At 59.9% G+C, this 7,378-nt stretch carries 6 protein-coding genes; 4 read left to right on the forward strand and 2 right to left on the reverse strand.

The features are described 5' to 3' along the window. Positions 1–112 precede the first annotated feature (112 nt). The gene (locus Q0349_RS06245; protein ID WP_298080015.1) at positions 113–1,246 is read right to left on the reverse strand and encodes a DUF459 domain-containing protein; all 1,134 of its coding nucleotides are present in this window, start codon (positions 1,244–1,246) and stop codon (positions 113–115) included. A 6-nt stretch (positions 1,247–1,252) separates the two neighbouring features. After that, positions 1,253–2,653, reverse strand: coding sequence for an MBOAT family O-acyltransferase (locus Q0349_RS06250; RefSeq protein WP_298080016.1), 1,401 nt, complete (start codon positions 2,651–2,653; stop codon positions 1,253–1,255). 165 nt (positions 2,654–2,818) lie between these two features. On the opposite strand from Q0349_RS06250, the gene Q0349_RS06255 reads away from it, so the two are divergent. The 4 genes from Q0349_RS06255 to Q0349_RS06270 all read left to right on the forward strand — a co-directional run bounded on the left by Q0349_RS06255 (position 2,819) and on the right by Q0349_RS06270 (position 7,252). Then, complete coding sequence (locus tag Q0349_RS06255) at positions 2,819–3,928, forward strand: ABC transporter substrate-binding protein (protein ID WP_298080017.1); 1,110 nt, start codon at positions 2,819–2,821, stop codon at positions 3,926–3,928. Between the two features lie 187 nt (positions 3,929–4,115). Then, positions 4,116–5,213: an ABC transporter substrate-binding protein gene (locus Q0349_RS06260; RefSeq protein WP_298080018.1), complete on the forward strand. Its 1,098-nt coding sequence runs from the start codon at positions 4,116–4,118 to the stop codon at positions 5,211–5,213. Positions 5,214–5,216: 3 nt separating this feature from the next. Next, complete coding sequence (locus tag Q0349_RS06265) at positions 5,217–6,464, forward strand: iron ABC transporter permease (RefSeq protein WP_298080019.1); 1,248 nt, start codon at positions 5,217–5,219, stop codon at positions 6,462–6,464. Continuing rightward, positions 6,461–7,252, forward strand: coding sequence for an ABC transporter ATP-binding protein (locus Q0349_RS06270; protein WP_298080020.1), 792 nt, complete (start codon positions 6,461–6,463; stop codon positions 7,250–7,252). The genes Q0349_RS06265 and Q0349_RS06270 overlap by 4 nt, the downstream gene beginning before the upstream one ends. The last annotated feature ends 126 nt before the right edge of the window (positions 7,253–7,378 follow it).

Here is a 7,378-nt window from a genome sequence, read left to right on the forward strand (position 1 = left end):
CCGGTTTTCAGTTTCCTACACAAGCATACGGAAAAATGCGGTTCTCCAAGATTTTAAACAGGCTCTGAGACTTTCGGTGAACGGCTATATTTGAGAACGCAATCGCTGCCGCTCAGGGGTTGATGTGTTCGAGGATGCGTTGGGTCAGGATTTTTTCGCCGGAGCCGGTGAAGTGGATGCCGTCGCCTTTGCGCACCGCCACCGGTTTGCCGCGTTCGTCCGGCAGGAAGGCGGTGTAGCTGCCGTCGGCCTTGGCGAAGAGGCGGTTGGTGTTCTGGTAGTGCTGTTGCGCGTTTTCGACTTCTTCGGCGATGATCTGGTCGAGGTAGGTGATTTTTTTGCTGTATTTCGGCGCTTTCATCAGCGGCGGTCCGATCCACAGGGTTTGGGCGCCGCGCGCCGCCGCCGTTTGCAGGATTTTGCGGATTTCGCCGCGATAGTAGGCTTCCCATTCGGGGGTGCCGAAGTGCATATAGTGTTTGGGGTTGGCGGGGTTCGGCGTGTCCTGCGGGTCGTTCGCACCCAGGAGGACGATGATGAGGCGCACGTCCGGGTTTTCTTCGAGTTGGGCGGCGAGGTTTTCCGGCCAGTTGTAGTAGCCGGGGAAGCGCAGGCCGCTGCTCGGTTTGCCCCGGTTGATGCTTTTGATGTGGTGGCGGGCGAGCAGTTCGCGCTGGATGTGCGGCGCGAGCGATTGCATCATCGAGTCGCCGATGAGCAGCACGCGGTCGCCTTCGCCGAGGCGGATCGGGGTTTTGCCCGCAGGCGCGGCTTCGGTGGTGTCGCTGGCGGTGTCTTCCGGCGGGATGTCGGCGTCAAGGGTGAGGGCGGTGTCGTTGTCGGGGTTGTCGTCGCTGTTGAAGCGGGGAACGCGCTGGATGGTGTTGTGCGTCCAGTCCTGCCCGGCGGGAAGGTAGGTGTTGGCGGCGATGGGGTGGCGGTGTTGCCACGGGGTATCGTCGGCGGGGGCGGGTTGCGGTGCAGGCGCGACGGTTTTGGCGGCGGCGGTGGCGACGGGTACGGGGATGCTGGCGGCGTGGTGGCCGCCCGCGCCGAGGAGGCGCCCCAAGGCTTGTTTGAGCGCGTCGCCGCTGCGCCAGAGGGCGTTGTTTTGCAGGGCGGCGAGCGGCGACTGGCGGTAGTAGGTTTGTTGCCAGTATTGTTCGATGTTGTGTTGCATCAGCCAGAGCGCAAGGATGAGGCTGCTGGCGAGGGTGGCGAGGATTTTCAGGCTGCGGATGGGCATGGCGGTTCAGTAGTTGCTGTAGAGGATATCGGGAATGCCTGCGGGGGCGCAGGCGGTGATGGTGAGCAGCGCGGCGGTGAAGAGCAGCGCCTGGCTGTACCACGGCAGGCGGCTCCAGCGGGCGGCGGCGTGTTCTTGCCATCCGGCGCTGCGCGGGTAGAGGTAAAGGAGAAGGTTAAAGGCGGCGATGAAGGCGAGCGCGGCGGCGGGCGCGTGCAGGCTGATGTTGCCGCCGAGTGCGCGGAAGATGGCGCGGGTGTTGTCGGCGTCGTTGCTGTAAAACACCGCCCAGGTGAGGACGATGTAATGGATGGTGCCGTAGCGGGCGAGTGCCGGGCTGAGCGTGGCGACGGCGTTTCTGCCCATGAGGCGGTCGCCGAGGTTGAGCAGGATGAGGCCGCCCGCGTGCATCGCCCCCCAAATGAGGTAGTTGGCGCTGGCGCCGTGCCACAGGCCGGAGAGGAGCATGGCGATGGCGACGTTCACTTGCGTGCGCAGCAGGCCGCGCCGGCTACCGCCGAGCGGGATGTAGAGGTAATCGCGTATCCAGCTGGAGAGGCTGATGTGCCAGCGGTGCCAGAAGTCGCGCAGGTTGGCGGCGGCGTAGGGCTGGTTGAAGTTTTCCGGGATGCGGATGCCGAGCAGCAGCGCGATGGCGGTGACGAGCTCGGTGTAGCCGGAGAAGTCAAGGTAGATTTGCAGGGTGTAGGCGTAGAGCGCGGCGAGGACTTCGGCGGGCTGGTATTGTTCGGGGTTGCCGAGGATGGGCGTCACCCAGTTTTCTTTGAGCCAGGCTTCGAGCCAGAGGATTTTGGTGAGCGCGCTGATGAGGAGGATGAAGATGCGGCCACTGTCGCCGACGGCACGCGGCGCGGTGGCGGCGTATTGCGGCAGCATTTCGCTGGCGCGGCAGATAGGGCCGGCGATGAGTGTCGGGAAAAAGGCAAGGAAGAGGCAGAGGCGTTCGGGTTTTTCCACGGTGATTTGCACGCGGTAGGCGGCGACGAGGTAGGTGATGGAGTGGAAGGTGTAGTAGGAGATGCCGACCGGCAGCAGGATTTCCACCGCAGGCAGTTGCCAGGAGATGCCGAGCGCGTCCAAGAGGCTTTGGCTGTGAACGCGGAAAAAGTCCAGGTATTTCATCAGGCAAAGGTGGCCGATGGCGACGGCGATGGCGATTTTCAGCGCGCGCTTGCTGCGGTAATACTGGATGTGGCGCGCGGCGAGGTAGATAAAGGCCGAATACAGCAAAAGTTCGAGCGCAAACAGCAGGCTGTAGGTCGCGACCAGCGCGTAGCTGGCGGCGAGCAACAGGTGGTTTTGCAGGTCGAGGCGGCGGCGCAGGCTCCAGTACAGCGCGAAGAAGGGCAGAAACGCCGCGATGAATTCGGGGGAAAGGTAACTCATGGGGCGACATTATCGCGGAAAGTGCAAACATTAACAATCTGTATAGACACAGCAAGCTGCGTGAAATTTTTGCGCGCCGGGCGCGGCACCACCAAACAGGAATTATTGACATTAGATGTAACGCCCGGCATGATGCCCGCGTTTTTCCGCTGTCCGGGGGTAATCATGTTGAAAAAATTGGTAAAAATGGCGTGCTGTCTGGTCGCGCTGGCGCTGTTTCCGGCGCAGGCAGAAGTCAGGACGCTGCATGACGTGCTGGGGCGCGAAGTGCAGGTGGATGTGCCAGTCAAACGCGCCATTTTGACGTTTTACTATCCCGACTATATCGCTGCGACCGGCGCCGAGAATTTCAAAAACGTCGCCGGGATTTCGCGCGAGTTTTGGGAGAAATTCAATCCGGGCAGTTGGGCGCTTTATACCGCGAAAATACCGGGGTTGAAAGAAATCCCCGATGTGGGTTACGTCATCAGCAATACTTTTTCGCTGGAAAAGGCACTGGCGCCCAAGCCGGATGTGCTGGTGATTCCGAAAGTGCAATATGAAGCGCTGGCGGAACAATTACCGCGCTTTGCAGCGGCGGGCATTCCGGTAGTGGTCGTTGATTTCAATGACCAGACGGTAGAAAACCATACCAAAAGTATCCGCCTCTTTGGCCAGTTGGCAGGCACCGAAGCACGCGCCGAAAAAATTGCGCAGGAATACGCCGACGGTATCGCCGATATTCAACAACGGGTCAAAGCAGTAAACCAACCCAAGCCGAAAATCTATATCGAATTTGGCAACAAAGGCCCGGACGAATACAGCTACACCTTTGGCAAAAATATGTGGGGCGCGATTGCTGATACCGTCGGCGGCGACAATATCAGCGCGCCGCATATTGCCACCTGGGGGCAGATTACCCCGGAACAATTACTCATTGCCCGCCCGGATGTCATCATGATTTCCGGCACGGAGTTGGAACACGACAGGAATCCGAATGTGATGTCGATGGGTATCGGTATCAGCGAAAAAGATGCGCGGCAACGCCTCAACGGCTTTATCAACCGCACCGGCTGGGCGGATTTGCCTGCGGTGAAAAACAACCGCGTCTATGGCCTCTATCACACCATGTCGCGCTCGATTACCGACCTTGCCGCCGCGCAATTCATGGCGAAAGCACTTTATCCCGAAGCCTTCCAGGATATTGACCCGGAAAAAACCTGGCAGGATTTCCACAAAAATTATTTGCCGGTAGCGCCGCAGGGAACGTTTTTCCTTTACCCGGAGCCGCGCTAATTGTGCAACAGGCTGTTGCACAATTAGCGTAGCCCGTAAAAATTTGTGCAAGCACCGCTTGCACAATTGCATTTATTCCCACCCGCCGCATTAAAATCCCCCGCCGCCCTTGCGCCCCAGGTGGCGGGGATTATTCCAGGAGGCGCCTCATGAGCCATTCCTTTTTCATTCACAATCAGGAGCTTTTATGCTGAAAAAACTGCTCGCCGCTGCCGTGGTGGCCGCTGCCATGATCGCCGCCCATGCGGAAGTCAAAACCATCAAGGACGTCCTCGGACGTGAAGTCAAAGTCGATGTACCTGCCAAGCGCGTCGTCCTCGGCTTCTATTACACCGACTACCTCGCCGTTGGCGGCGAAAAAGCGCTCGACAACGTCGTCGGCTTTTCCAAAGCGGTATGGACGGACTGGACGCCCACCAGTTGGGAAGTTTATAGCAAGGCTTTGCCGAAATTGAAGGAACTGGCTGATGTTGGCGAGGTTGAAGTCGGCACCTTTTCCGTAGAAAAAGTGCTGGCACTGAAACCGGATTTGGTTGTCCTCGGTGATTGGCAATGGCAGGTCATTCAGGATGATTTGGAGCCGCTGGAAAAAGCGGGTATTCCGGTAGTCGTCCTCGATTACAACAAAGAACAACTGCCGCTGCACCTCGAATCTACCCGCGTTCTTGGTGAAATCACCGGTCAGGAAGCGCGTGCCAAGGAAATTTCTGATTGGTACAAAGGTATCGTCGATGATATCCACGACCGCGTGAAGAAATCCGGCCAACCGAAACCGAAAATTTATCTGGAATTCGGCAACAAAGGCCCGAGCGAATACGGCAACAGCTTCGGCAACACCATGTGGGGTCCGCTCGCCGAACAGGCACAAGGCGATAATATTGCCGTTGGCCATGTGGAATATGCAGGTCCGATGAACCCGGAACAAGTCATCGTTTCCAAGCCGGAAGTGGTCGTCATTACCGGGCGCGAAACCGAATTGAAAAAGAATGCGGAAGCGCTGGTGATGGGCATCAACATCGACAAAGCCGAAGCGGCAAAACGCCTGAACGGCTACAAAAACCGCACCGGTTGGGCTGACCTGCCGGCGATTAAAAACAACCGCCTCTACGGCATCTACCAAGGCGCATCACGCAGCCTGACCGACGCCGCCTCGATGCAATACATCGCCAAAGCGCTTTACCCCGAAGCCTTTGCCGACGTCGATCCGCTGCAAACCTACCTCGACTTCCACAAAAAATACCTGCCGGTCGTCCCGGAAGGCACTTTCTACCTGAAAGCGGAGTAATCCGTGCCGCAACAACTCGTCCATGACACGATTGCCGCCCACCGCCGCCGTGAAAAGCGGCGGTGGCTCATTATGCTGGCCTTCGTCATCTTCTGCTTCATCACCCTCGTCCTCGATCTCACTAACGGCGCCGCTGGCGGACAAATCAGCGCGCGCAACGTCTTGGACGCCCTTTTGCAATTCCGCGACACGCCGCCGGACACCGCCTTTAACGCCGCCGACCTCTGCCGCAATTACCCGCTGGCCGCCAGCTGCGTCGCCGACGGGCAGGGTAGCAGCAGTTGGCAGGGCATGCTCTACTGGTGCGCCGAACACTGGCAGGCCTTCAAAAACTGGCTTGCGCCGCACTGGTACCACTTCCAGCAATGGCTCGGCGTCGCTGGCGTGGACAAAATCACCTACATCATCGTCAACGACCTGCGCCTGCCGATTGCGCTGATGGCACTGGTCGCGGGCGCGGCGCTCGGCGCGGGCGGTGCGGAAATCCAAACCCTGCTCAACAACCCGATGGCAAGCCCCTACACCCTCGGCATGGCAGCAGCGGCGGGTTTTGGCGCGGCGCTGGTGGTCGTCTTCGGCACCTTCGGCATGAGCGTTTACATCGCCCAGCCGCTGATGGCATTCATCATGACCATGGTCGCCGCCGGCATCATGTTCATCTTCGCCTCAATGCGCCGCTTCTCCTCGGCAACCCTCGTTCTGGTCGGTATCGCCTTGCTCTTCATCTTCCAGTCCGCCTCCTCGCTGATGCAATACATCGCCACCCCGGAAGAATCGCAAAAAATCCTCTTTTGGCTCTTCGGCGCGCTCAGCAAAGCCAAATGGGCGACACTCGGCATCACCACCGTCGTTACCCTCATCTGCACCCTGCTGCTCTTTAGCAACGTTTGGCAGCTGACCGCCCTGCGCCTCGGCGAAGCGCGCGCCGCCAGCATGGGCGTGAACCTCGCCGCGCTGCGCATGCGCGTGCTGGTCATCGTCGCAGTGATGACCGCGACCGTCATCAGCTTCGTCGGCACCATCGGCTTCATCGGGCTCGTTGCGCCGCACGTCGCGCGCATGCTCGTCGGCGAAGACCAGCGCTACTTCCTGCCAACCTCGATGCTCACCGGCGCCGCCTTCCTCTCCGCCGCCTCGGTGCTGTCCAAACTCATCAACCCCGGCGCGGAATTCCCCATCGGCATCATCACCTCCTTCATCGGCGTGCCGTTCTTCTTCTGGATCATCCTCTCAAGGAAAACAAGCACATGATGAAACTGGAACAAGTCACCATCCACCGCGGCCACCTCTGCGTTGCCGACCACATCTCGCTCGAACTGCACCCCGGCAAAAGCTACGCCGTGCTGGGGCCAAACGGCGCGGGCAAATCCTCGCTGGTGAAAACCCTCTTTGCCGAAATCCCGCACAAAGGCAGCATCCGCTACCAGGACAAAACCCTCGGCCATACCAACCACATGGCTTGGCGCAAACCCATCGGCTACATGCCGCAGGACACCGTCGTCGATGCCTCGCTGACCGCACTTGAAGTCGTGCTGCTCGGACAAATGAGCAGCCTCACTATGCGCGTCTCTGACGACCAACTGGCGCGCGCAGTCGATATGATGCACAGCCTCGGCATCGCGCATCTCGCCGAACGCGACGTTCTCGCCCTCTCCGGCGGGCAGCGGCAAATGGTGATGTTCGCGCAAGTGCTGCTGCGCGACCCGCAAATCCTCATGCTGGACGAACCGGTGAGCGCGCTCGACATGCACCACCAATGCGTCTTGCTCGAAGCGGTGCGCCACCACACGCGCGAACGCCAACTCATCACCCTGATGATATTGCACGACCTGAACCTCGCCGCGCAGTTTGCCGACGAAATCATCCTGCTGGCGGATGCGAAAATTCAGGCGCAAGGCGTGCCGCGCGACGTGCTGCAAAAAGACACCATTGAGCGCATCTACCGCGTCGAAGCCGCCGTCTTCTACGACGAAGCGCAGCGCCCGGCGGTGGTCATGCCACGCCGCGCCATCCGCGACGAAGAAGCGAAAGCGTCATAACGAAACTCGCCCCTTCCCCCGTAGGGTGAAGCCTGCAGCGGGGGAGGAGCAGGGGGAGCGGTGTCCGTCGCCAACCCGCCCCAAACCTGTGCGCCGACTTGCCCCCTCCCCCGGTGGGGGAGGGCC

Origin of the sequence: uncultured Cardiobacterium sp., from assembly GCF_938028185.1 — a bacterium.
In the GTDB taxonomy this organism is placed as follows: domain Bacteria; phylum Pseudomonadota; class Gammaproteobacteria; order Cardiobacteriales; family Cardiobacteriaceae; genus Cardiobacterium.